22 protein-coding genes and 1 pseudogene are annotated in these 24,310 nt (G+C 49.9%); 7 read left to right on the forward strand and 16 right to left on the reverse strand.

Annotated elements, in window-relative coordinates; genetic code table 11:
• Nucleotides 1-182: 182 nt before the first annotated feature.
• The 5 genes from leuS (at nt 183) to ACZ41M_RS04120 (ending at nt 6,253) form a co-directional block, all read left to right on the forward strand.
• Complete coding sequence (gene leuS, locus ACZ41M_RS04100; protein ID WP_464730187.1) at nt 183-2,822, forward strand: leucine--tRNA ligase; 2,640 nt, start codon at nt 183-185, stop codon at nt 2,820-2,822.
• A gap of 28 nt (nt 2,823-2,850) precedes the next feature.
• Nucleotides 2,851-3,408, forward strand: coding sequence for an LPS-assembly lipoprotein LptE (locus ACZ41M_RS04105; RefSeq protein ID WP_464730186.1), 558 nt, complete (start codon nt 2,851-2,853; stop codon nt 3,406-3,408).
• 9 nt (nt 3,409-3,417) lie between these two features.
• On the forward strand, nt 3,418-4,440 hold the full coding sequence (holA, locus tag ACZ41M_RS04110; RefSeq protein WP_464730185.1) for a DNA polymerase III subunit delta: 1,023 nt from the start codon (nt 3,418-3,420) through the stop codon (nt 4,438-4,440).
• An 81-nt stretch (nt 4,441-4,521) separates the two neighbouring features.
• A complete protein-coding gene (locus ACZ41M_RS04115; protein WP_464730184.1) occupies nt 4,522-5,805 on the forward strand; it encodes a glutamate-5-semialdehyde dehydrogenase in 1,284 nt (427 codons plus the stop codon).
• 7 nt (nt 5,806-5,812) lie between these two features.
• The gene (locus tag ACZ41M_RS04120; protein ID WP_464730183.1) at nt 5,813-6,253 is read left to right on the forward strand and encodes a DUF192 domain-containing protein; all 441 of its coding nucleotides are present in this window, start codon (nt 5,813-5,815) and stop codon (nt 6,251-6,253) included.
• A 71-nt stretch (nt 6,254-6,324) separates the two neighbouring features.
• Here the strand turns inward: ACZ41M_RS04120 and ACZ41M_RS04125 are convergent, their stop codons facing one another.
• The 7 genes and pseudogenes from ACZ41M_RS04125 to ACZ41M_RS04155 all read right to left on the reverse strand — a co-directional run bounded on the left by ACZ41M_RS04125 (nt 6,325) and on the right by ACZ41M_RS04155 (nt 14,081).
• Nucleotides 6,325-7,830, reverse strand: a complete 1,506-nt coding sequence (locus tag ACZ41M_RS04125; RefSeq protein ID WP_464730182.1) for an efflux transporter outer membrane subunit — start codon at nt 7,828-7,830, stop codon at nt 6,325-6,327.
• Between the two features lie 10 nt (nt 7,831-7,840).
• Complete coding sequence (locus ACZ41M_RS04130) at nt 7,841-8,971, reverse strand: ABC transporter permease (RefSeq protein WP_464730181.1); 1,131 nt, start codon at nt 8,969-8,971, stop codon at nt 7,841-7,843.
• A 7-nt stretch (nt 8,972-8,978) separates the two neighbouring features.
• Nucleotides 8,979-10,115, reverse strand: a complete 1,137-nt coding sequence (locus ACZ41M_RS04135; protein ID WP_464732122.1) for an ABC transporter permease — start codon at nt 10,113-10,115, stop codon at nt 8,979-8,981.
• Nucleotides 10,115-11,905, reverse strand: coding sequence for an ATP-binding cassette domain-containing protein (locus ACZ41M_RS04140; RefSeq protein ID WP_464730180.1), 1,791 nt, complete (start codon nt 11,903-11,905; stop codon nt 10,115-10,117). Before ACZ41M_RS04140 ends, ACZ41M_RS04135 begins: the two co-directional genes overlap by 1 nt.
• A gap of 1 nt (nt 11,906) precedes the next feature.
• Nucleotides 11,907-12,239, reverse strand: a pseudogene (locus tag ACZ41M_RS04145) (hypothetical protein); the annotation flags it as partial.
• Between the two features lie 35 nt (nt 12,240-12,274).
• A complete protein-coding gene (locus ACZ41M_RS04150) occupies nt 12,275-13,351 on the reverse strand; it encodes an IS481 family transposase (RefSeq protein ID WP_464729930.1) in 1,077 nt (358 codons plus the stop codon).
• Nucleotides 13,352-13,400: 49 nt separating this feature from the next.
• Nucleotides 13,401-14,081: an HlyD family secretion protein gene (locus ACZ41M_RS04155; protein WP_464730179.1), complete on the reverse strand. Its 681-nt coding sequence runs from the start codon at nt 14,079-14,081 to the stop codon at nt 13,401-13,403.
• A gap of 142 nt (nt 14,082-14,223) precedes the next feature.
• Between ACZ41M_RS04155 and ACZ41M_RS04160 the strand changes: the two genes are divergently transcribed.
• Entirely contained in the window at nt 14,224-14,907 is a 684-nt protein-coding gene (locus tag ACZ41M_RS04160; RefSeq protein WP_464730178.1) for a TetR/AcrR family transcriptional regulator, read from the forward strand.
• 125 nt (nt 14,908-15,032) lie between these two features.
• On the opposite strand, the gene pnp is transcribed toward ACZ41M_RS04160, so the two are convergent.
• The 9 genes from pnp to ACZ41M_RS04205 form a co-directional block, all read right to left on the reverse strand.
• Complete coding sequence (pnp, locus tag ACZ41M_RS04165; protein ID WP_464730177.1) at nt 15,033-17,228, reverse strand: polyribonucleotide nucleotidyltransferase; 2,196 nt, start codon at nt 17,226-17,228, stop codon at nt 15,033-15,035.
• A gap of 206 nt (nt 17,229-17,434) precedes the next feature.
• On the reverse strand, nt 17,435-17,701 hold the full coding sequence (gene rpsO / locus ACZ41M_RS04170; RefSeq protein ID WP_464730176.1) for a 30S ribosomal protein S15: 267 nt from the start codon (nt 17,699-17,701) through the stop codon (nt 17,435-17,437).
• A gap of 164 nt (nt 17,702-17,865) precedes the next feature.
• Entirely contained in the window at nt 17,866-18,909 is a 1,044-nt protein-coding gene (gene ampE, locus ACZ41M_RS04175; RefSeq protein ID WP_464730175.1) for a regulatory signaling modulator protein AmpE, read from the reverse strand.
• 187 nt (nt 18,910-19,096) lie between these two features.
• Nucleotides 19,097-19,837, reverse strand: coding sequence for an NUDIX hydrolase (locus tag ACZ41M_RS04180; protein ID WP_464730174.1), 741 nt, complete (start codon nt 19,835-19,837; stop codon nt 19,097-19,099).
• Nucleotides 19,838-19,924: 87 nt separating this feature from the next.
• A complete protein-coding gene (gene rplS / locus ACZ41M_RS04185; RefSeq protein WP_464730173.1) occupies nt 19,925-20,302 on the reverse strand; it encodes a 50S ribosomal protein L19 in 378 nt (125 codons plus the stop codon).
• Between the two features lie 154 nt (nt 20,303-20,456).
• Complete coding sequence (gene trmD / locus ACZ41M_RS04190; protein WP_464730172.1) at nt 20,457-21,317, reverse strand: tRNA (guanosine(37)-N1)-methyltransferase TrmD; 861 nt, start codon at nt 21,315-21,317, stop codon at nt 20,457-20,459.
• Between the two features lie 101 nt (nt 21,318-21,418).
• Nucleotides 21,419-22,063, reverse strand: a complete 645-nt coding sequence (gene rimM / locus ACZ41M_RS04195) for a ribosome maturation factor RimM (protein ID WP_464730171.1) — start codon at nt 22,061-22,063, stop codon at nt 21,419-21,421.
• Nucleotides 22,064-22,110: 47 nt separating this feature from the next.
• Nucleotides 22,111-22,350 carry a 30S ribosomal protein S16 gene (gene rpsP / locus ACZ41M_RS04200; protein ID WP_464730170.1) on the reverse strand — a complete coding sequence of 80 codons (240 nt, stop codon included), beginning with the start codon at nt 22,348-22,350 and terminating at the stop codon, nt 22,111-22,113.
• 171 nt (nt 22,351-22,521) lie between these two features.
• Nucleotides 22,522-23,007, reverse strand: coding sequence for an Lrp/AsnC ligand binding domain-containing protein (locus tag ACZ41M_RS04205; protein ID WP_464730169.1), 486 nt, complete (start codon nt 23,005-23,007; stop codon nt 22,522-22,524).
• A 282-nt stretch (nt 23,008-23,289) separates the two neighbouring features.
• On the opposite strand from ACZ41M_RS04205, the gene ACZ41M_RS04210 reads away from it, so the two are divergent.
• Nucleotides 23,290-24,306 (forward strand): CDP-6-deoxy-delta-3,4-glucoseen reductase, encoded by a 1,017-nt coding sequence (locus ACZ41M_RS04210; protein WP_464730168.1) that lies wholly within the window; start codon nt 23,290-23,292, stop codon nt 24,304-24,306.
• Nucleotides 24,307-24,310 lie beyond the last annotated feature (4 nt).

The following is a 24,310-nucleotide window of genomic DNA, read 5'->3' on the forward strand; positions in this document are numbered from 1 at the left end:
TGCCTTTCGTATATTCGCGCATTTTCAGCGCGTTTGCCCCTGCAAACAGGCGACAGCCTGCCAATAGCGGTTTATAATAGCGAATTTGAATTAAGCGCAGCTTATTCACATGATTTGCGCCCGTTTTCGCTGACGATTATAGCGACTTCTTTGATAAAACCAAGATTTTTAGTACATCCATTATGACCACCAGCAACCCTAATCACTACCACCCTTCTGCCATTGAATCCGCGGTACAAACCGCTTGGAACGCCGCCGACGCCTATCGTGTGAATGAGCAATCGGACAAGCCGAAATTCTACGCCTGCTCAATGCTGCCGTATCCATCGGGCAAATTGCACATGGGGCATGTGCGCAACTACACGATCAACGACGTGATGACGCGTCAATTGCGCATGAAGGGCTATAACGTCCTGATGCCGATGGGCTGGGACGCATTCGGTATGCCGGCGGAAAATGCCGCGCTGAACAATCAAGTGCCCCCCGCTGCATGGACCTACGACAATATTGCCTACATGAAGCAGCAAATGCAGGCGATGGGCTTGGCAATTGACTGGTCGCGCGAAGTCGCCACCTGCCAACCCGAATATTACAAATGGAACCAATGGCTGTTCCTGAAAATGCTGGAAAAAGGCATTGCTTACCGCAAAACCCAGACCGTGAACTGGGATCCGGTGGATCAAACGGTATTGGCTAATGAACAAGTTATCGACGGGCGCGGCTGGCGCTCGGGTGCGTTGGTCGAAAAACGCGAAATTCCGGGCTACTACCTGAACATCACCGCCTACGCCGAAGAATTATTGAACGATTTGGACGGCCTCGGCTGGCCGGAGCGCGTCAAGCTGATGCAGGAAAACTGGATTGGTAAAAGCCACGGCGTGCGTTTTGCTTTCACTCACGATTTGCGTGATGCGCAAGGCGAATTGATCGGCGATGGCAAAATGTACGTGTTCACCACCCGCGCCGACACCATCATGGGCGTGACCTTCTGCGCGGTCGCGGCCGAGCATCCGTTGGCAGCCCATGCAGCAACGCTCAAGCCCGAATTGAACGAATTTATCGAAAAATGCAAACGCGGCTCGGTGATGGAAGCGGACATGGCGACCATGGAAAAAGAAGGCGTTGAAACCGGCCTGACCGTCACTCACCCGTTGACTGGCGAACAAGTTCCGGTGTGGATCGGCAACTACGTGCTGATGAGCTACGGCGACGGCGCGGTGATGGGCGTACCGGCGCACGATGAGCGCGATTTTGCCTTTGCAAAAAAATACGGCATTGCGATCAAGCAAGTGATTGATGTCAACGATCAAACCTTCTCCACCGACGCGTGGCAGGAGTGGTACGCCGACAAAGAGCATGCCAAATGCGTCCATAGCGGCGTGTATGATGGTATGAACCACAGCGACGCAGTACAAAAAATCGCCGCCGATTTGGCAAGCAAAGGTTTGGGTGAACTGAAAACCACCTACCGCTTGCGCGACTGGGGCATTTCACGTCAGCGCTACTGGGGCACGCCGATTCCGTTGATTCATTGCGAATCATGCGGCGTTGTACCCGTTCCCGAAACCGATTTGCCGGTGGTTTTGCCCGAGGATTGCATCCCCGATGGCACGGGCAACCCATTGAACAAACGTGCGGATTTCACCGATGTCGCTTGTCCAAAATGTGGCAAACCGGCGCGACGCGAGACCGACACGATGGACACCTTCGTCGACTCGTGCTGGTACTACATGCGCTATACCTGTCCAGACAGCGCGGATAAAATGGTGGACGCGCGCAATGATTACTGGATGCCGATGGATCAATACATCGGTGGGATTGAGCACGCGATTTTGCACTTGCTATACGCACGTTTTTGGACGAAAGTCATGCGCGATTTGGGTTTGGTCAAATTCAACGAGCCGTTCAAAAACCTGCTCACGCAAGGCATGGTACTGAACGAAACCTATTACCGCGAGCAAAGCAACGGCAAAAAAGACTGGTTCAATCCGGCGGATGTGGACGTGACCACCGACGACAAGGGACGCATCATCGGCGCGGTATTGCGCGCGGATGGTCAGCCAGTTGAGGTCGGCGGCGTGGAAAAAATGTCCAAATCGAAAAACAACGGCATTGACCCGCAAGCCTTGATCGAGCAATTTGGCGCGGATACCTCGCGCCTGTTCACCATGTTTGCCTCACCGCCGGAGCAAACATTGGAATGGTCGGATTCAGGCGTGGAAGGCTCCAATCGCTTCCTGCGCCGCGTATGGGCGTTTTGCCAAGCACAAAAAGAAACCATCGCCGCACTCAAAGACGCCGAGTTAACCCCGAGCGCCGAGGCGAAAAACCTGCGCTTTGTCATGCATTCACTGCTCAAACAGGTGAATTTTGACTACGACCGCATTCAGTACAACACCGTCGCCTCCGGCGCGATGAAAATGCTGAACGAGCTGGAAACCGCGTGCAAAGGTGACGTGAAACAACTGGGCAAAGCGTTACCGGAAGGCATTTCGATTCTGCTGCGCGTGCTCTACCCGATCGTGCCGCACATCACCTACGCGCTGTGGCAGGATTTGGGCTACGCGGTCTCTTGCGGTGATTTGCTCGATACGCCATGGCCAAACGTGGACGAATCCGCTTTAGCGCGTGACGAAGTGCAATATGTGGTTCAAGTCAACGGCAAACTGCGCGATCATTTGACCGCTCCGGCCACCGCTGACAACGCCGCTCTGCAAGAAATGGCACTCGCGCTGGAGAATGTCAAACGTTTCACCGACGGCCTGACCGTTCGCAAATGTGTGGTAGTTCCGAAAAAATTGATCAACATTGTGGTATCGTAAGCCAATACACGGCAAACAGGAGCAAGTGGTGCGCAAAACGACAGGATTCACATTTTTCCATATTGGTCTCAAAGGACTGATGGCACTGGCGATCAGTCTGAGCCTGTCGGCGTGCGGGTTTCACCTGCTGGGCAGTAACGGCTCCATGCAAAACGGCACCATTGGCTGGGGTGAATTGCCACACAGCGTGGCCTTTGTCGGCGATTCGGATAACCAAATCGCTGATTTTCTCAAGCAGCAAAAACCAGCCAATGTCACCTACGCACCGTCTGATAAAGCCGACTTGACCCTCGATATGAGCAGCATCAACACCGGTAAAAGCGTGCTCTCAACCAATTCGCAAAGCACGGCAACCGAATACCGCGTCACCATGTCGGTCATCGTGCAGATATACGATGCGCAGAAAAATCAATTACTCGTACCCACCCGCCTAAGCACCAGCCGCAATTTAATCATCGGCGCGGGTTACGCCACCGCCGAGGATGTGGAATACGAGCGTCTGTACACCGATATGGCGCAAGAATTGGCCAATAGCATTGCCTATCGAATACGCGCCGTTTGGTTCACGCGCACCCAGCAGAAATAATCGCACATCATGAGCGAACACCGTTTTTCTACCCCACTCGCCCCACTGTATATTTTTTGCAGTGATGAGGTTCTGTTACTCCAAGAAGCCATTGACGAACTGCGTCAAACCGCGCGAGCCGAAGGTTTTAGCGAACGTGAAATTTACAACGTAGAAGGCCATTTCGCATGGCACAACGTCATCGCCTCACAACAAAGCCTGTCACTGTTTGGCGATAAAAAAGTCATCGAACTGCGTATTCCATCCGGCAAACCCGGCAAAGATGGCGGCGACGCTCTGAAAAATGTGGTGAACAACCTATCCGAAGACATCGTTGTGATTATCTCCTTGCCGCGTTTGGACAAAGCCAGCAAATCATCGGTCTGGTTCAAGGCACTGTCAGCCGCTGCCGGACGGCATGTATTCGAAATCGGTACAGTCGAATTAAGCCAATTGCCCGCGTGGATCGCCACGCGCCTGCGACGCAATCGGCAAAACGTATCCGCAGAAACCCTACAATGGCTCGCCACACAGTTCGAAGGCAATTTACTCGCGGCGCACCAAGAGATTCAAAAGCTCGCTCTGCTCTACCCCACGGGTGAAATTCTTGAGGATGACGTGCGCGAATCCGTGCTCAATGTCGCACGCTACGATATGTTCAAACTGACCGAAGCCATGCTTGCAGGTGACGTTGCGCGCACCAGCCGCATGATCGAAGGTCTGCGCGCCGAAGGCGAATCCATCGTGCCCATCGTCTGGGCACTGACCGATGAGGTGCGCAAACTCAATCTATTCAAAACACAGGTCGAGGCAGGCGAATATTTACCCAACCTGATGCGGCAAAACCGCATCTGGGGCATACGCGAAAAACTCATCCCGCAGGCGCTGCCACATCTAAGCAGCCCTTTTCTCAAAACTGCCTTGCGCCGCACCAGTGATTTAGACCGTATGGCCAAAGGCTTGGACAGAACCGACCCGTGGTCTGCCACGCTCGAATTGGCCAATCAAATCGCTCTGCAAATCGGCACAGCAGCGCGTCGCAAAACCCGATAAAATCAAACCTTCAAATTTATCGCCAGCAATTGCCCCAAGGCCAACAACGCATTGCAGGCTCATTCATCCAGCAGGTACATCATGAATACTGAGATTCAACACTATATGCAACAACTCGGGCAAACCGCACGCACCGCTTCGCGTGCGATGGCGCGCGCCGACACCGCCATGAAAAATTCCGCCCTGCGACAAATGGCGGTGCTCATCGAGCAGCAAGCCGACGCGCTGCAAGCGGCAAATGGCAAAGACCTCGAACAAGCGCGTGCCAAAGGTTTGGACAGCGCATTCATCGATCGCCTCACCTTGTCCGACAAAGCTATCAAAACCATGATCGACGGTTTGCGCCAAATCGCCGAACTGTCTGATCCAATTGGACAAATGAGCGGTTTCAAAACCCTGCCTTCCGGCATCACCGTCGGCCAAATGCGCGTACCGCTGGGCGTGATTGGCATTATTTACGAATCACGGCCAAACGTCACCATCGATGCGGCCGCGCTGTGCATCAAATCCGGCAATGCCACGATACTGCGCGGCGGCTCCGAAGCGCTACACTCGAATCAAGCCTTGGCAAAAATTGTCCAAGCAGGCTTGGCGCACGCCGGTTTACCCGAATCCGCGGTGCAAGTGGTCAACACGCCGGACCGCGCCGCCGTCGGCGAACTCATCACCATGACCGAATATGTGGACGTGATCGTACCGCGTGGCGGCAAATCATTGATCGAACGCCTGATGCGCGACGCGCGCGTACCGATGATTAAGCATTTGGACGGCATTTGTCACACCTATATTGATATTGCCGCCGACATCAACAAAGCGATCAAAATCTGTGACAACGCAAAAACCCAGCGCTATGCGCCATGCAATACGATGGAATCATTATTGGTACACGCCGATATCGCCCCAAAAGTATTGCCCGAACTGTGCCAGATTTACCAAGCAAAAGGCGTAGAACTTCGTGTCGATACAGCGACCCGCCAAACGCTGGAAAACGCCGGTTTGAGCAACTTAGTCAGCACGACTGAAGAAGACTGGTCAACCGAATACCTTGCTCCGATCTTATCCATCAAGACCGTAGCGACGATCGATGATGCCATCAGCCACATCAATCACTACGGTTCTGCGCATACCGATGCGATCATCACCGAAAACCTCACCACCGCACAGCAGTTTTTGCGCGAGGTTGACTCATCCTCGGTCATGGTGAACGCCTCCACCCGATTTGCCGATGGTTTCGAATACGGTTTAGGTGCGGAAATCGGTATTTCCAATGACAAATTGCACGCTCGCGGCCCAGTTGGTTTGGAAGGATTAACCAGCCTGAAATACATCGTCTATGGCGATAAGAGCGGCAGCATCCGTATATAAGAACTGAATGCGACAATCGCCTTTTTATATCACTCGTCGTACGGTATTGTTAAGCTCCCTACTGTTGTTAGGTTGCCAACTACCGCCCGCGAATGCCCCCAAACCACTCGCACCGCTGGATCAACTGCGCTTGGAGTGGGCAGATATTTATGCTGAGCGTGAAAAAGGATTAATGAACCGCTCCCATTTGGGCGAAAACGCCGGCATGATGTTTGTGTTTGAAACGCCGAAAACGTATTGCTTTTGGATGAAAAATACCTTGATTCCCTTATCCGTCGGCTTCATCGATGCGCAAGGCCGACTGGTACAAATCAACCATATGCAACCACGCAGCTTAGAGCACCATTGCGCGAAACAGCCGATTTTATACGCCTTAGAGGTCAATCAAGGGTGGTTTGAGCGCAACAATGTGCGCGTTCAAACGCGGGTACTTGAGCCGCAAAAATAATCTATACGCATGGTTTTGCCACAAAAATAATCCATACGCATGGTTTTTACACAATTATGTTTAACCCCACATCACAAATTTTGCCAATCGTTGCCACCCAGTGCTTTGTACAGTAAAACGCCATCCGACCACTGCCGTCGTATGGCATCTATTCGCTGATTATCTATTTGTAACCAATTGCGTTGCGCATCCAGAACCGGCAGCTCGTCAATCAAACCACCGCGAAACTGTGCCTGAGCCATGTGATGCAGTTTTGCCGCTTGTTTGGATTTATCGGTTAAATCCTTGACTTGTTGCGCGTCGGATTGATATTGGCTGAGTAATGAATCAACCTCATGCCACGCGGTGAGTACAGTTTTTTGATAATTGACTGCGGCTTCTTGCTGTTGTAATTCACGCAAGGTCACGATACTGCGCCGTCGCCCCATATCAAATATCGGTAACGAAATACTCGGGCCAATACTCCATTGAAAGCTGGTAACGTCAAAGAACGTACCGGCATTAAGGCTGCTCCAGCCTGCATTTGCGCCCAGTTGCACACGCGGGTAGAGGTCGGCCACCGCCACGCCGGTATTGGCAACTGCCATTTGGAACTGCGCTTGGGCTTGAATAATATCAGGGCGACGCTGCGTCAACTGCGATGGCAATCCCAATTGCAAAGATGGCAATGTGTGATTGAGCAATAACACTTTTGGCTGAAGTAACGCTTCATTCATCGAACCGGGCAAACCTCCAACCATCAATGTAATTTGATTCATCAGCACAGTTTGCCGTGCCAGTAATTGACTGTGTTGTTGTTGCAACTCATCAACCACGGTCTGCGCTTGGGTTGGCTCGCGCGCATCAAGCAAACCACCGTTAAATTTAGCGGCCAACAGATGCTGACTGGTTTTTGCCGCATCCAGTTGCTGATTCAGTACAGCCAACTGCTGTTGCAACGCACGCAACTCGATGTACTGCCGCATCAACTCCGCTTGCAGGCTGATTTGTACTTGACTCAAGAGCGCCTGCGCCGCCCGTTCATTGGCATTCGCCGCTTCAATGCTGTGGCGAACACGTCCCCACAAATCAATTTCCCAGCCGACATCCAAGCCACCTTGGTACGCTGTGAATGGCTCGCCCAATATTTTCAACACCTTATCTTTTGCCGCACCCGACAAACCCATCGCGTCAATCGTGCGCGTATTCGGCCCGTTTTCACTCACGGCTTGGCGATTCACACCGCCATTTAGATTTACGTTTGGCCCCGTTTGAGCCTGAGCACTGCCTGTTTGCGCGCGTGCCTGCGCCCAGCGCAAGGTGGCGGTTTGTAAATCGAAATTCTGTGCATTCAATTGCGTCAATAGCTCGTGCAACACCGGATCTTGAAAGCCATCGGCAAAGCGCAATGCCAGCGTCTCACTGCTTTGCCGCCATTGCGGGTTGGCCAAAGTTTGATCGCCGCCGTGCCAGCTTTGCCAATTATCGGGCGTTTCAGTGTGTAATGGCGTGTATTTGGGACCGACTGCACAGCCGCCCAATGCGAGCACGCAGAGGATCGTCCCGATATATTTTTTATGTTGATCGATCAATTTCATGTTTATCCTTTTAAACCAGACGGTTGCGAAATAGCCAAGCCGCACAAGGCAAAGTTATCGCCGCAACCAACAACATTGGTACCAAATCCGGCGCGACCAAAGCAAACGATGCACCTTCCAAATAAACCCGCCGAACAAAATCCATCGCAAAGCGCAACGGATTGGCATAAGTAATCCATTGCAATACTGTCGGCATATTTTTCACCGGCGTCATCAGACCCGAAAGCAGCATCAACGGCATAAGCAACACAAAGCTGTACAACATCGCCTGCTGCATATTCGCAGACAGGGCTGAGATGGCCAAACCGATGCCCACCGATGATATGGTGAAAATCAGCAAACCAATCAGCAGCGTCAACACTGATCCCGCAAATGGAATATGAAACCAAAAAATTGAGATCAGCAGCACAATGATGGATTGCGCTACGCCGATCAGTACCGGCGCCAGAGCCTTGCCCGCCATGATTTCATACGGTGACATCGGCGTGACCATCAACATATCGAAAGTCCCCTGCTCACGCTCACGCGCGACCGACAACGCAGTCATCATTAATGTTTGTAAAAAAGCTAACGAAGCGATTAGCGCCGGAATGATATTCCAGCGGGATTCCAAATTAGGGTTGTACCAAGCGCGCGTCTCCATCTGAATCGCCATCGTAGAACCACCATGTACCACTCGCCAATCTTGATTAAACTGCCCCACGACAGAACTTAAGTATTGAGCCGCCATCCCCGCAGTACTTGAATTTCGTGCATCCAAGATCACTTGGACGGGCGAATTCTGACCATTGACCAACAAGCGCTCAAAATCTGCCGGAATCTGGATCGCCAGCAAGGCATCCTGTCGATCAATCACTGCGGCGATTTGATCTGCATTCTGCAACGTCGCAATGCGATGAAAAACCCCAGTACTATCCAGATGAGCCAGCAAATTCTGCGAGGGCGCGCTTTGACTCTGGTCAATCACCACATAAGGCACATCATTTAAATCAAACGTCGCCGCATAACCAAATAACAAACTCTGTACAAACACTGGGACAAACAGAATAATTCGGTTGGCCGGATCATTAAAAATTACTTTGAATTCTTTTTGCATCAAGTTAAGGATGCGCAGAACAACAGACTGTATCGAAGCATACATCACGACCTCACTGATCCAAACGTTTACGGGTAAAGCGCAGCGCCAACCCCAAAAGCACGACCGACTGCACCAATAAAATAGCGCAATCTTTCACAATCTGCGACCACACATTACCGGCCAAAAACAAACTCTTAATCAATTCCATAAAATGTGTCGCCGGAAAAATCTGGCTGATGATCTGGATAATCAGCGGCACATTGCGTAAATCAAACATAAAGCCCGAGAGCATCATCGCCGGCATAAAGCTCACGATGAGCGCCATCTGGCTGGCTAAAAACTGATTTTTCGTCGCAGACGAAATCAGTAAACCCAACCCCAAAGCTGCCAACATATACAACACACTGGAGAATAAAATAATTGCCATCGAACCCAAAATCGGCACATGAAACAAAAATCGCGCGGCGAGCAAACAAAGCATTAAGCCCAACATCCCAACGCCCAGATACGGAATAATTTTCGCCAATAAAATTTCCACCGGCTGTACAGGCGTGACGAACAACGACTCCAGCGTACCGCGCTCCCATTCGCGCGCCATGACCAAAGCGGTCAAAAAGGCGCCGATGATGGTCATCACTAAGACAATCAAACCCGGCACTAAATACCATGTGCTGGTATTGGCATCATTAAACCATTGCCGCTGCTCGATGCTCACCTGCCCTATTGTTCTTGCAGTACCTTGTGAACCCACGCGGTCTTGCTGTTTGGCATTCCACAAACCAATCGCCGCCTGAATATAACCACTGACAACGCCGGCTCGTTGTGCGTCCACCGCATGCACAATCACCTGAATTTTCGTATCACCGCCCTGCGCCAAAGAGCTGGAAAAATTACTCGGAACCCTCACAATCGATTCAACCTGATGACTAAGCAGCAACTTCTCCGCATCAGACATTGAGTGCACCACCACTGGCGTCAAATACTCCGAACCGCTCAAACCGCTGAGCATATCGCGTGCATTCGGCGAGGGATCCTCCAAAACCACGGCGACCGGTACATTTTTCACATCCATCGTGATCCCGTAACCAAACAGCAGAATCAACATCACCGGCAACACGATGGCCAACAGTAAATTGCTTTTATCACGCCATAATTGCCAAAATTCTTTTTGAACCAGTGTGCGCAAGCGCCGCCAAGATACCGTCATCATGCTTTTCTCCCTTGCCCGCGCGCCATCTCGACAATTCCAATAAACGCCTCATCCATCGTCGCATACGATTGTCCATTGAAATGCCGCACCTCGCTCGGCGTTCCCAGCGCCAACACTTTGCCTGCATCCTGAATCACAATACGGTCACAATACTCAGCCTCCTCCATGAAATGCGTGGTGACCACGATGGTCGTGCCGTTTTGTGATAAATCAGTGATTCGCCGCCAAAACTCGCGTCGTGCAATCGGATCGGTGCCGCTGGTCGGCTCGTCCAAAAACAACACTTCCGGCTCATGTAGCAGACCAACCGCCATCGCCAAACGTTGCTTAAATCCTCCCGGCAGTTGACCGCTGATGGCCTCCGTACTGTCCTGCAAATCAAATTGTTGCAATACAGTCTGAATCCGCTGTACCAAACGTTCCCCTTGCAAGCCATACGCTTTGCCATAAAAAGTCAAATTCTCCATCACACTGAGCAAACCATACAGTGCAAATTTTTGTGACACATAACCGACGTTTTGCCGCGCTTGCGCACGCGCCGTGCGTAGATTAACCCCTGCCACTTGCAGAAAACCGCTGGTCGCAGGCAAGAGACCACAGAGCATACGAAACGTCGTGGTTTTACCCGCGCCATTCGGCCCGAGCAAGCCAAACACCTCGCCCCGCCGAACGCTAAAATTGGTGCGATCCACAGCGGTGAAATCTCCGAATTTTCTAACCAAATCTTTCACCTCGATCACGACATCAGACTTCATCGAGGCATCAGAACTCGGCTCAGGCAGTGAGAACGCAACCGCTGGCAACTTTGCGGAATCGCTCTGATTCGGGTTCTGCGCCATTTGCTGCCGTAGCAACAGCATGAAACCATCCTCTAATGTTGGCTCAACCGACGTCAAACCGTGCGGCAACCATGCTTGAATGGTCGCTGCCTCCACCTCTGGCCGACGAATCAAGTGAATCGAGTCGCCTTTCGGTACCGCATCAATGATCCAATCATGACGATCATATATATGCGCTTGCAGTAAACGACTGTTGTGCTGCTCGCTGACCGGTAATTGCGCGCACAAGCCGCGCGCGACGGCGGCAATCTCCGCTGGCTTTCCTTGCGTAAGCAACCGTCCTTGGTGCAAGACAAACACCTCGTCACAGGCCTCGGCTTCATCTAAATAAGTAGTTGCAATGATGACTGAGAGCTGCTCCTGACTGACCAAATTTTGTATGATTTGCCATAATTCGCGACGTGACAGTGGGTCAACACCCACCGTCGGTTCATCCAGCAACAATAAATCCGGTGAACGCACCAAGGTACACGCTAAACCGAGTTTTTGTTTCATCCCACCGGACAATTGTCCCGCCAAACGCTCCGCAAAGCGTCCTAAATCGGTCATGTGCATCAGTTGCTCGTAGCGTTGGTCGCGCTGTTGCGTCGAAACGCCATGAATCTCGGCATAGAGCCTGAAATTTTCACGCACTGATAAGTCTTCGTACAGACCGAATTTTTGCGGCATATAGCTGATTCGATTCTGAATTATTTGCGCATCACGCACGCTGTCCTGCCCCAGAACCGTCATTGTTCCACTACTGGGTTGAATCAATCCTGTAACCAAACGCACCAAGCTAGTTTTACCAGCGCCATCAGGCCCCAACCAACCGACAATTTGTCCAGCAGGGACCTGCATATCAATGTGCCGCAATGCTTGTACCGGCGGTGCGCTTTTGGTCGCCCCCGGGAAAGTGAGCGACAGATCATGTGCTTGGACAACCCAGTTTGAGTGAGCATTTTGCATACTAATGCGTCTCGCCTAATGTTACCGTTGCCGGCATACCGAGACGCAATACGTTATTCGGATCGTCTACCTGTACCCGCACTTCGTAAACCAAGCTGGTTCTCAGCTCTTGTGTTTGCACCGTTTTTGGTGTGAATTCTGCTACCGAAGAGATGTAGCCAACCGTGCCACTCAAGCTGTCTTTGAGCCCATCAATTTGAACGTTCATGACGCCACCCGGATGAATGCGGCTCAGGTCTGTCTCTGGTATGTAAATACGAATCCATTTAGGCTGTGTCAATGCGATGGTGAATGCTGCTTTTTGTGGTGAGACCATATCACCCACTTCGATTAAGTGTAGTAGCCACGACTTGACCTGACAGACAGTTATTAGGCTGTCGCTAAAACTGACTCGGTTGTCTGAAATGTCCGATTCAGTTGTTTCTCGATAGCGATATGTTTGCTATCTAAAAAAGTTTGCATGGGTGTTTTACCAAAGCAATGCTTCCCTGAGTGGGTTCGTTGCTCGTTGTAATCCAGCACCCATGCGTCCAAGTCGACTTGTAACTCTTCCAAACTGTTGTATATTTTACGCCGAAATGCGGTGGCGTAGAATTCGTTTTGTATGGTTTTGTGGAAACGTTCACAAATGCCATTGGTTTGCGGATGCTTGACCTTGGTACGCGTGTGCTCAATGTCCTCTAAGTCCAAATATAACTGATACTCATGCGTTTCTCGGTTGCCACAGTATTCACTGCCTCGGTCTGTAAGGATGCGTAACAGCGGTATGTCGTGCGCCTCATAGAACGGTATCACACGGTCATTAAGCAAATCAGCCGAAGTAATGGCGTGTTTTTGTTGATACAGTTTGACAATCGCCAGCTTGCAGTAAGTGTCGATGTAGGTTTGTTGATAAATCCGCCCCACGCCTTTAATCGTGCCGACGTAATAGGTGTCTTGCGAACCCAAATAGCCTGGATGTTCGGTTTCGATTTCACCATGCGCTTGTTTCTCTTCGCGAGCACGTTCGAGTGCAAACAGTTGGTCTTCTGTGAGTATGATGCCGTCTTGTGCGATTTTGGCTGATAATGCTTTGAGTCGCTTCTGGAAGGTTTCTAAGTCATGGCGTAACCAAATGGAACGAACGCCACCACCTGAAACAAATACGCCAACTTTGCGTAATTCATTGCTCACTCGGTGCTGTCCATACGCGGGTTTGTCTATGGCGAAGTTGACCACCGCTTCTTCTATTGACGGGTCGATACGGTTCTTGAGTATCGGTTTACGGCGACTGATTTCTTGTAACGCCGCCTCACCTCCGCGCTCATACAAATCTCTAAACCGATAGTAACTGTCTCGACTAAATCCCATCGTCTTGCAGGCTTTTGAGACACTGCCCAAAGTTTGGGCTAAATTGAGCAAACCTAATTTATTTTTGATAATCTTGTGACTTGATTGAGTGTTCATTTCTGACTCCTTTGTTTCCTATATGATAAACAAAACGTCAGATTAAGTCTTAACTAATACAGATTAAGCGACTGCGTACAACTCCTGCTATCGGCGCTTTGAGTTCAGCATCCTTCAATCGTTGCTCCAATAACGCTACCTGCGCTTTGCCTGCATCCGTCTGTGCCGCGGCAGCGTCAATGTCTTCTTTACGAGGGCCGGCTTGCGTGAGCCGGTAATTATTTTGCGCAACGATGGCTTTGGCTTGCGCGCTTTGATAGCGGGCGCGTGCCGCTTCCAGATCAGATTTGCTCACCGCATTTTGATCGGTACTCGCATGTACGCTCTGCATACGCTGAAACTGCTGAGTCGCATATTGTGCATCCGCTTGGGCGGCGTTCAGGTTGGCTTTGGCCTGATTGATTTCTTCCGGTCTGCTGCCGTTTTTCAGGCGTTGCAGGCTTTGTTGTTGCACCGCCAACTGTGCTTTGGCTTGCATCAATTGTAAATTCAGCGTTGTCGTATCCAATCGCGCCAGTATTTGCCCAGCCTCAACTGCCTCGCCCTCCTGTACCAAGATGTCTTTCACCCGATCCGAGCCATTGAATGCCAAGCTCACCTGACGAATATCCACATTGCCGTGATAGACAGCCGCTGTGTCGCTGTGTTTACTCTGATACCACTTCACACCTGCTCCGATCAATACAAGGAGTAAGGCAAGCAACGCAAGGATTTTTTTATCGATTTTCATACGAATCTTTCATGAGAGAAAGTTGATTAATTGCATCAGTGGATACATACTCATAATAAAAATTATAATTTGAATTTTAATTGTAATGCAAGGATTTTTTGTTACATGATATGATACGAAAAACACATCAAAATAAATCACTATGCCCAAACTCAAAACGTCACATACACGCTCCCGCAACCCCCGTTCCGATGGCGACGACACACGTGCGCGCATCCTCAATGTGGCCGGTCAGTTGTTTGCCGATCATGGCTTCGAAAGCGTAACCAGCAAAATGATTTGCGAACAGGCCAAGGTCAACATGGCCGCCGTCAATTATCACTTCGGCAGTCGCGAAGGCCTGTACCGCGCTACTTTGTTGGAGGTTCATCAGCATTTGGCCAATTTGGATGTTCTCAATCAGTTGGCACAAATATCTGTGCCTGCACAAAAAAAACTGGAGTTGATTATTCGAGCGATTCTGAGTCAATTGGGCAATCAGAACTGGCATATTCGCTTTTATGTGCGTGAAGTCATTGCAACCAGTGAAATGTTTTTTGAAGTATTTGTACAACAAGCTGTCCCTAAAGTACATGTTGTGCGGCAAATTTTCAGCCAGATCACCGGATTGAGTGAGGATGACCCGAAATTACCCCATATCGTACTGAGCGTGCTCGCGCCCTGCATATTGCCGCTGCTTGCTAATCCCAAAGCGGTCTCCATCGTCTGGGGTACGAGCGTATTTGAATTGGAGACATTGGTACAACATCTCAGTCAATTTGCATGGACAGGTATACAAAACATGAATACCTTTGCCACAGTGACCAGCAAGGAAACAGTGAATTAATAGCGCATCTTGGCTAAGCATTATCTGACCGAGCAGACGATTGCTGATAATTCACCATAAAAAACCGCCGCTCTCAAACAGAGAACGGCGGTTTTTTTAATACAGGTTTTGGGTGCATCAACGAATTATGCAAAACCTTCGTTTTTCATCTCGTTGCTTGGCGCAACGGCGGCCTCTTCAGCCGCTACTGCCGGTGTTACAGCAGCGGTGTCACGCGGCTCACGCGCTGGTTTTTCCAACAACGCTTTCATCGAGAGCTTCACACGGCCACGATCATCGGTTTCAATTGCTTTGACCGATACAACCTGACCTTCTTTGAGGTAGTCAGAGACTTGATTCACGCGCTCGTGCGCGATTTGTGAAATATGCAGCAAGCCGTCTTTACCTGGGAATACTTGAATAATCGCACCGAAGTCCAAAATCTTCAGCACCGTACCTTCGTATACTTTGCCCACTTCAATTTCAGCGGTCAACTCGGTAATGCGACGTTGTGCTTCAGCCGCTTTTTCCGCATCGTTCGAGGCGATGGTGATGGTACCGTCTTCTTGAATATCGATCGTCGTGCCGGTTTCTTCGGTCAATTGGCGAATGGTTGCGCCGCCTTTACCAATGACGTCACGGATTTTGTCTTGATTGATTTTCATGGTGTACAAACGCGGTGCGAATGTCGACATTTCTTCACGACCGCCGCTGATCGCGGTTTGCATTTTGCCGAGGATGTGCATACGACCTTCTTTGGCTTGCGCCAAAGCGACTTGCATGATTTCTTTGGTAATGCCTTGAATCTTAATGTCCATTTGCAGTGCAGTAATACCGATTGCTGTACCCGCTACTTTAAAGTCCATATCGCCCAAGTGATCTTCATCACCCAAGATATCCGTCAATACAGCGAATTTACCACCGTCTTTGATCAAGCCCATCGCGATACCTGCAACGTGTGCCTTCATCGGTACACCCGCGTCCATCAGTGCCAAACAGCCGCCACAAACAGAAGCCATTGACGACGAGCCATTTGACTCGGTGATTTCTGATACCACACGCACGGTGTATGGGAATTCTTCTGCGGAAGGCAAGCACGCGATCAAGGCACGCTTGGCCAAACGACCATGACCGATTTCACGGCGTTTTGGTGAGCCGACGCGACCGGTTTCGCCGGTTGCAAACGGAGGCATATTGTAGTGCAACATGAAGCGGTCACGCGATTCGCCTTGCAACGCATCAATAATTTGCTCGTCGGTTTTCGTGCCCAATGTCGCGACAACCAGACCTTGTGTTTCACCACGAGTAAACAACGCCGAACCATGTGTGCGTGGTAATACGCTCAAATCGATTTCAATCGGACGCACAGTGCGCGTGTCACGGCCGTCAATGCGCGGTTTACCATTCAGAATTTCTGAGCGAACCACTTTGGCTTCGAGGTCAAACAGAATGTTGCCTACTTCCACTTCGTCGGCTTCTACACCTGCCTCAGCCAAAGCGGCCAGAGTTTTGGCAGACACATCACGCAAAGCGGTGGTACGCAATTGTTTTTCACGGATTTGATAAGCGGCTTGCACGTCTGCACCAGCGATTTCTTCAATTTTGGCAATCAAAGCATCGTTTTTCGCAGGCGCAGTCCAATTCCATTCAGGTTTACCGCCATCGCGAACCAAGTCGTAGATCGCGTCGATTGCAGCTTGCATTTGTTCATGACCATAGACCACAGCACCGAGCATGACCTCTTCCGGTAATTGTTGTGCTTCAGATTCAACCATCAATACAGCCGCTTCAGTACCCGCAACGACCAGATCCATGCGTGATTTTTCAAGTTGGCTAAACGTTGGGTTCAACACATATTGACCATCAATATAACCCACACGCGCTGCGCCCACGGGACCCGCGAACGGTACACCAGAAATCGCCATCGCCGCAGAAGCCGCGAGCAATGCTGGAATATCTGGATTCACTTCTGGGTTAGATGATAAAACCTGAACCACGACTTGAATCTCGTTGTAAAAACCTTCTGGGAACAACGGACGCAATGGACGATCGATCAAACGGCTGACCAAAGTTTCATTTTCAGATGGACGACCTTCGCGACGGAAAAAACCGCCGGGAATGCGACCTGCTGAGTAGACTTTCTCAATGTAGTCCACGGTCAACGGGAAGAAGTCTTGCCCTGCTTTGGCTTGCTCTTTCGCAACCACAGTGGCCAAAACCACAGTGTCGTCCATATTCAGCAATACCGCGCCTGACGCTTGACGCGCGATGCGACCGGTTTCCATGGTCACGGTGTGTTGACCGTATTGGAAGGTTTTGGTGACTTTATTAAACATGCTCATGTCATATCCTTATCAAAGTGGATGCGCCCAACATGCTATTCCAACAACATTTTGTGGTTTTGTACCGCCCGAAAAATATTCTTGGAATAACACCTGTCAAAACACATCCGATTAAAAAATTTTGCCTCGCAGCGTATGTGAACGTATGCGAAGCAATGGTCAAGTAAAAATGCCTGCATCGAGCGACACAGGCATTTCGGTATTGATTATTTACGCAAGCCCAAACGCTCAATCAGCGAACGGTACGCATCAGCGTCTTTGCGTTTCAAGTAGTCCAACAACTTACGGCGACGGCTTACCATTTTCAACAAGCCACGACGTGAGTGATGGTCTTTTTTGTGCGCTTTGAAATGTTCGGTCAAATCATTGATGCGGGCAGTCAACAACGCCACTTGAACTTCCGGAGAACCGGTATCGCCAGCAGCACGCTGGAATTTCGCCACAACTTCGGCTTTTTGTGCAGTAATAGACATTTGATATCCTTAAAGTTAACTTGCGGTCACGCTGGTCTAACAGCGCGCCGTGCGCTCAAAATGAGCAACTGGTATTATAAGCAATATCGGCTTTTTTCACAAGTTTATTCGCAGAAAAACGCGTGCTTTCGCGCGAAAATCGAACGCTTTGCTCGTTTTTGCGATTACCCCAGAATTTTGCTCAATGTGAGCATGAGCAAGAGGAACAGTACGAAAATCATCGCCCGCCAAAACATACCCACGCCACTGTTGAGCGTGCGCACATCCGGCGCAGGTCCATTACCGATTTGACCAGCGGATTGGGTGGTCTCTTGCGTTTTAGACATCGCATCCTCGTTATACAGCGCGAGCTCATGCTCATCCATCATATCCTGTGTACGTTGGCCAATGCCTTCGCGCAAAGTCACGCCCAAAGCTCCGGCGCCTGCGGTCAAAATCACCGAGGCAGCGTCTGATTCGCCCAACTGGCGCAAACTGGCCGCCTGAGTGCGCCATGAGTGGAGCGCTTCTTCAAAATTACCCACCACGGCGAAAACCACCGCCGCAAAACGCGCGGGCAAAAATTCGATCCAGCCCATCATTTTGCGTGCATAGCGGGTGTACGCATCATCTTTGCCTTCGGCACGCAAATGCCAACGACGCGCCAGCAAATCGGCCAAACGATAAAATACAATCCCCGCCAAACCAATTTTAAACGGCACAAAAAGTAAGTACCAAAACAGTCCTGCAAACACATAACGCAAGCTGGACAAAATCGCCATTTCCAAGGCCTGGCGAATCACCTGCACTTCGGTCAATTGCGCAACCTGCACGCTGCCACGATATCCAGTCAATTCCGCTTCTTCGCGCAGCCATTCGGCTAAAGCGGTACGCGCTTGCCCGTCGTCTTTCGCCGTCAGCGCCTCACGAATTTTGCTATAATAGTGACTGAATTGACGGATACCCAAAGTCAAATATAAGACGGCGATGGTGAAGATCAAACCCAACATTTGATTGGTCGTATCCAACGCATAATTGAGCAAACCGGCAATCAGCGCACCTACCAAGGTAATGAACCAAAATGTTTGCCACGGTTTGGCTTGATCCATCGATAGCGCGCGCTCAATATAGTCAATCGCATTGCGCAGCACTTCTCGCAGCTTGGAGTAACTCGCCAGCGGAAAAATCTGTTCTAAAAACAAAGCACCCAAAATTGCGATCAAACTCATATCGGTTTCCTTATATCTCTTTTGTCTCTTTTATATCTCTCGCTTCTAATTCCAATCGGCTTTGCAAAAAACCGCTGAAAAGCGCGTGAAAACGCCTTTAAAATAACGTTATCATTGTAGCGCAATCTCAAAAAATATGATGAACGAGCGTGCATAAATTCAAATTCTAAATTCCGCGCACACAGGCTTAGCCACGATTCCAATGCGCCCGTAAAATCAAATCAAAATTATGCAGCATTGCCATACTCGCCCCCCAGATGAAAAACTCATCGTGCACCACGGTGTGCGTCACACTCAAAAATTGCCGCTTGAATCCCGCGTATTCAAACGTATGTACGCGCATGGCATTTCGATCAAACACACGATGCAAAGGCGCCAAAAATACCCGATCCACTTCGCGCTCATCCACCCGAATGTTTTGCTCGCGCCAATCCGACTCCGTCATCACCGCGACCACCGGAGCCACGGAAAAACCCGAAATGGTTTGATAATTCGGCAGCGCACCCAACACATTCACACGCTCAATATCCAAATGGATTTCTTCAAACGCTTCGCGCAGTGCCGCCTCTTCAACGGTTTCGCGCCCTTCCAAACGACCACCGACAAAGCTAACTTGCCCCGGATGATGGCGTAAATGCTGCGCGCGCGTGGTTAATACCACCTGATAACCCGTATCGGAAGCAACTAATAAAACCAATACCGCTGCAGGCATCAACGGACGCTCAAATACCAGATCATGCGTCCATAAGTGCGAAACCAGATCAGCTCCATGCAATGCCGACTGAATGCGCTGCTGCGTTAAATTTTGCCACTGATCAACCGGCCAGTCGGGGAACGTAGAGAGCGCAGGCACAGCAATGCCCGCCTCCAGCCACGGCACACTGGGGACTTCACGTGGATTGATGATGAGCGGTGGGGTTTGTGTCATGATCCGGCATTGTAGCCCAAATACAGGCAATAAAAAACGCGAGCCATACAGGTTCGCGTTTTCATGCTTATCAAGTCGTATACTCGATTATTTCGCCACCGCAGATTTGCGCGCAGGCAATTTTTCTTTAATACGAGCCGATTTACCAGAGCGATCACGCAAGTAGTACAACTTCGCACGACGCACATCACCGCGACGTTTTACTTCGATACCAGCGATGGTTGGTGAGTACAATTGGAATGTACGCTCTACGCCCACGCCTGATGAAATTTTACGTACGATGAAAGATGAATTCAAACCGCGATTGCGTTTTGCAATCACAACACCTTCATAAGCCTGAACACGTTTACGCGTACCCTCAACTACATTAACGCTGACCACCACGGTATCACCAGGTGCGAATTCAGGAATGGTTTTACCCAAGCGAGCAATTTCTTCTTGCTCTAAAATTTGAATCAAGTTCATTTATTTACTCCAAATCCATCGTTTGCCATCGGTTTTTATTATAGATGACCAGAGGATGGCGATGATGCATGAGCACACAGCCCAACACACCACACATTTACACTGTTTGGGCATTGATACAAGCTAAGCCCAAACCCCAATCGGCAACACCAACTCATGTAGCAGCAGAACCACCAACATTCATCAAGTGCGCCAAAAACGCTTCGTCCTCAACACTGAGCAAACCTCGCTCACGCGCCCGATCAATCAAATCCGGCCGCTTGCGCCACGTTTGACGAAGCGCCTGCTGACGACGATAACTTGTTATTTTAGCATGATCTCCTGATAAAAGAACAGGAGGAACAGCGATATTTTCAAAAATTTCTGGTCGCGTGTAATGTGGACAGTCTAAAAGCCCATCCAAAGCGTCCGAAAAAGAATCCTGCACCGCCGACAAATCATCATTCAATACGCCCGGCACGCAGCGCAACAAGGCATCCAGCATCACCATCGCGGCCAATTCGCCACCCGAGAGCACTACATCACCAACGCTCAGCTCTGCATCAATCAATCCCAAATCAAACAAGCGCTCGTCAATCGCTTCGTAACGCCCGCACAAAACAATCAGACCGCGTGGTACGACCGAAGTTTCCGATTCATCTGGATAATGCCCTGTTTTAGGCTGGATCAACGCTAATTGCTGATGAATCCACGCTTGCGTCAGCTTTTCACCCTGCGGCGACATAAAAACCACAAACGGTAAAAATCCCCGCTCAATTTGGCGAGCACGCGCCGCGCGAATGGCCTGCGCCAACGGCGGCGCCATCATCACCATACCCGGGCCACCGCCGTACGGACGATCGTCAACCGTTTTATAAGCGTTGCTGGCAAATTCACGCGGATTAATCAGATTAAAATCCACTTTTCCCGAATCAAATGCGCGACGCACCACGCCTTGTGCCACCAATGCCTGAAACATTTCGGGAAACAAAGTGATGACATCAATTGCAATTGGAGAAACAGCGAAATCGCTCATAGAAAATCAATCAAGAAGAATGGAGCAGTCAAGAGTGTACTACTCAAGCAGCGAGAAAATTTTTGAGTCTATCAACTAAAAATAATTGATTAATCAATCATTTATGCGGTGGCCGCCACATCCCAAGTCACTGCAATAGTTTTTGGCGTGGCGAGCAAATCCACTTCACCGACAAAAGCTGAAACAAAAGGAATCAAATACTCTACCGGCTTTTGCTTTTCAGACGAATCTTGAGCGCGAACAGTCAATACGGTGTGTGCGGCATTTTCAAGAAAGCCAACGACTTCACCCAGAACCACCTGATCTTGATTAATCACCTGCGCACCCAGCAAATCAACCCAGTAAAATTCGCCTTCATCGGTTTGCGGGAAATCGGCGCGCGCAATGGCAATTTGCCAACCTTTGAGTCGCTCCACCTGAGTGCGATCCGCCCATTCAGTGCACACCCCAACCCAAGCATCAGCATGCGGCTTTAATTGTGACGGGGAAACCACTTGCCACTGCGCCTGCTTGACTGCTTGCTCAGGGATATAGGGCGCGATCCACCAGCGTTTGGCATGCAGCAACGCATCGGGAGAATGCGAAAAAGGATGGATTTTCGCCCATCCTTTGATACCGTATGCGGTACCGATCCGGCCGACCACTATCAAATCATGTGGTTGTTCGGCTGAATCGCGCGTCGCTTGAGCCTGATCTAAAAGCGTTTGCTCTGTGGCACGTTTTTTCTTTGGAACGAACGTTGACATAGACAGTGGCTTTACAATGATCGAGTGACCGACTCAAGCGAGCGGTATTATTTTGCAGATTTGACCAAACGCGCAACTGCTGGGCTCAATTGAGCGCCAACGCTTTGCCAGTGAGCCAAACGCTCTTGCTCAATGCGCAAGCCTTCAACGCCTTCTGCCGCCAATGGATTGTAGAAACCCACGCGTTCGATATAACGACCGTCACGACGGTTGCGAGAATCAGCCGCTACGATGTTGTAAAAAGGACGTTTTTTAGAGCCGCCACGAGCCAAACGAATTACTACCATTTTTATTTACCCTTCAAATTCATCGGCTCGCACGAACCGACATTAACTAAAATTGTTACGTTAATTGGTTATTTTGACCGACTCATCACACCCATGAGCCACGTCATAAACGTTTAATTATACAGCGCAAACTGTTTTTTAAGCAAGTTTAAATTATACACCGAATAATCATTAAACGCCCAAGGCCAAAGCCAAGGTCTCTTTGACCTCTTCCATGACCACATAGCTTTTCGAATTCGCCACACCCGGCAGTCGAAGCAATACGTCCAATAATTGACGGTATTCGCTCATCTCGCGGATACGCGCTTTAATCAAGTAGTCAAAATCGCCCGATACCAGATGACATTCTTGTACCTGTTCCACTTCCAAAACCGAACGGCGGAACTCTTCAAATTTGCCATTGGCCATATCGCGCAAACTGATTTCGACAAATACCAGCAGGCTCGCGCCCAACTCCTGAGGGTTAAGGCGGGCGTAATAGCCCAAAATAATGCCGCTGCGCTCCAATCGACGAACGCGCTCAATACATGGTGTCAGTGACAAACCGACCTGTTCGGCCAAATCGGTCATGACAATCCGTCCGTCGTTTTGCAAAATGGTTAAAATTTTACGATCAATCTTGTCCAAGGTTTTACTGGCTTTTTTTTCTACGCGCATAGTCGCCTCTTTTATAATAAACAGTCACTATTTAACAAATAGTGCGTCAAATTCAGAAAGTAATTCTATCATTATTTCGATCCGAGCCGATTGTCTATTCGTGTTTTTGTCTATTTTTGCCGGAAATATCAATAAATATTACTTATTTTGTTGCATAAACCCATTAACTTACTATTTTACTCGGGCAATTGATCGCACTATTTCATTGAGCACTTCCCTAATCCTTTCTTAAGCGCCCTATGATACAATCCGCCATTATTTTTCGTATGGATCGCTCTTATTATGTCTAATACCATTACCGTTCTGCCGTCTCAAACCACCTTCCCGATTGAAGACAACGAAACCATTTTAGAAGCCGCATTGCGCGCCAACGTCGTGTTGCCCTACGGCTGTAAAGATGGCGCATGCGGCTCATGCAAGGCAAAATATGTCTGCGGCGATGTGGATATTGGCATGAACAATGCGATGACGCCGGATGATTACCAAAAAGGTATGCTGATTACCTGCAAAACCACCGTAAGCTCGGACGCGACAATCGAGATTGCAATTGCCAGCGAAGGCGCATTTCCTGTGCGCAAACTGCCCTCACGCATCATCGAGATGACCCGTGCAACGGATGATGTGATGATCGTGCAATTGCAATTGCCGGCGAATGATCAGTTTGAATTCCATCCCGGTCAATATATTGACGTGATTCTGCGCGATGGTTCGCACCGCAGCTATTCGATGGCCTGCGCCCCGCGTTTGGAACAAAAAACCTTGGAACTGCATATTCGTCACATGGCCGGCGGCGTTTTCACTGACCAGTTGTTCAGCTCGGTGAAGGAGCGCGATATTCTGCGTTTGGAAGGCCCGCACGGTACGTTTTATCTGAATGAGCAATCCGGCGCACCGATGATTTTTATCGCTTCCGGTACAGGTTTTGCGCCGCTCAAGGCCATTATCGAAGGAATGCAGGCCAAAGGCATTAGCCGTCCGATTCATTTTTACTGGGGCGTGCGCCGTCCAAAAGATTTGTATATGAACGAATTGGCTGAGCAATGGGCGAGAGAGATTCCGAATTTCAAATACACACCGGTGATTTCGGATGCCGAGCCGGAGGATCAATGGGATGGACGCATCGGTTTTATTCATCAAGCCGTGGCCGCCGATTATCCCAATATGAGTATGCACGAAGTGTACGCCTGCGGTGCACCGGTGGTGGTGCGCTTGGCGCATAAGTTGTACACCACGCAGCATCAATTGCCCGAATCATCGTTCTACTCCGATGCATTTTTGAGCGCAAAAGATAAGGTTTAATCCG

This window comes from Puribacter membranae (assembly GCF_055380425.1).

Bases quoted from the DNA above. Each gene is read 5' to 3' on its own strand.
- leuS (WP_464730187.1), top strand. From the start codon at position 183: ATGACCACCAGCAACCCTAATCACTACCACCCTTCTGCCATTGAATCC.
- holA (WP_464730185.1), top strand. From the start codon at position 3,418: ATGAGCGAACACCGTTTTTCTACCCCACTCGCCCCACTGTATATTTTT.
- ACZ41M_RS04115 (WP_464730184.1), top strand. From the start codon at position 4,522: ATGAATACTGAGATTCAACACTATATGCAACAACTCGGGCAAACCGCA.
- ACZ41M_RS04120 (WP_464730183.1), top strand. From the start codon at position 5,813: ATGCGACAATCGCCTTTTTATATCACTCGTCGTACGGTATTGTTAAGC.
- ACZ41M_RS04125 (WP_464730182.1), bottom strand. From the start codon at position 7,830: ATGAAATTGATCGATCAACATAAAAAATATATCGGGACGATCCTCTGC.
- ACZ41M_RS04130 (WP_464730181.1), bottom strand. From the start codon at position 8,971: ATGTATGCTTCGATACAGTCTGTTGTTCTGCGCATCCTTAACTTGATG.
- ACZ41M_RS04135 (WP_464732122.1), bottom strand. From the start codon at position 10,115: ATGACGGTATCTTGGCGGCGCTTGCGCACACTGGTTCAAAAAGAATTT.
- ACZ41M_RS04140 (WP_464730180.1), bottom strand. From the start codon at position 11,905: ATGCAAAATGCTCACTCAAACTGGGTTGTCCAAGCACATGATCTGTCG.
- ACZ41M_RS04150 (WP_464729930.1), bottom strand. From the start codon at position 13,351: ATGAACACTCAATCAAGTCACAAGATTATCAAAAATAAATTAGGTTTG.
- ACZ41M_RS04155 (WP_464730179.1), bottom strand. From the start codon at position 14,081: ATGAAAATCGATAAAAAAATCCTTGCGTTGCTTGCCTTACTCCTTGTA.
- ACZ41M_RS04160 (WP_464730178.1), top strand. From the start codon at position 14,224: ATGCCCAAACTCAAAACGTCACATACACGCTCCCGCAACCCCCGTTCC.
- pnp (WP_464730177.1), bottom strand. From the start codon at position 17,228: ATGAGCATGTTTAATAAAGTCACCAAAACCTTCCAATACGGTCAACAC.
- rpsO (WP_464730176.1), bottom strand. From the start codon at position 17,701: ATGTCTATTACTGCACAAAAAGCCGAAGTTGTGGCGAAATTCCAGCGT.
- ampE (WP_464730175.1), bottom strand. From the start codon at position 18,909: ATGAGTTTGATCGCAATTTTGGGTGCTTTGTTTTTAGAACAGATTTTT.
- ACZ41M_RS04180 (WP_464730174.1), bottom strand. From the start codon at position 19,837: ATGACACAAACCCCACCGCTCATCATCAATCCACGTGAAGTCCCCAGT.
- rplS (WP_464730173.1), bottom strand. From the start codon at position 20,302: ATGAACTTGATTCAAATTTTAGAGCAAGAAGAAATTGCTCGCTTGGGT.
- trmD (WP_464730172.1), bottom strand. From the start codon at position 21,317: ATGAGCGATTTCGCTGTTTCTCCAATTGCAATTGATGTCATCACTTTG.
- rimM (WP_464730171.1), bottom strand. From the start codon at position 22,063: ATGTCAACGTTCGTTCCAAAGAAAAAACGTGCCACAGAGCAAACGCTT.
- rpsP (WP_464730170.1), bottom strand. From the start codon at position 22,350: ATGGTAGTAATTCGTTTGGCTCGTGGCGGCTCTAAAAAACGTCCTTTT.
- ACZ41M_RS04205 (WP_464730169.1), bottom strand. From the start codon at position 23,007: ATGCGCGTAGAAAAAAAAGCCAGTAAAACCTTGGACAAGATTGATCGT.
- ACZ41M_RS04210 (WP_464730168.1), top strand. From the start codon at position 23,290: ATGTCTAATACCATTACCGTTCTGCCGTCTCAAACCACCTTCCCGATT.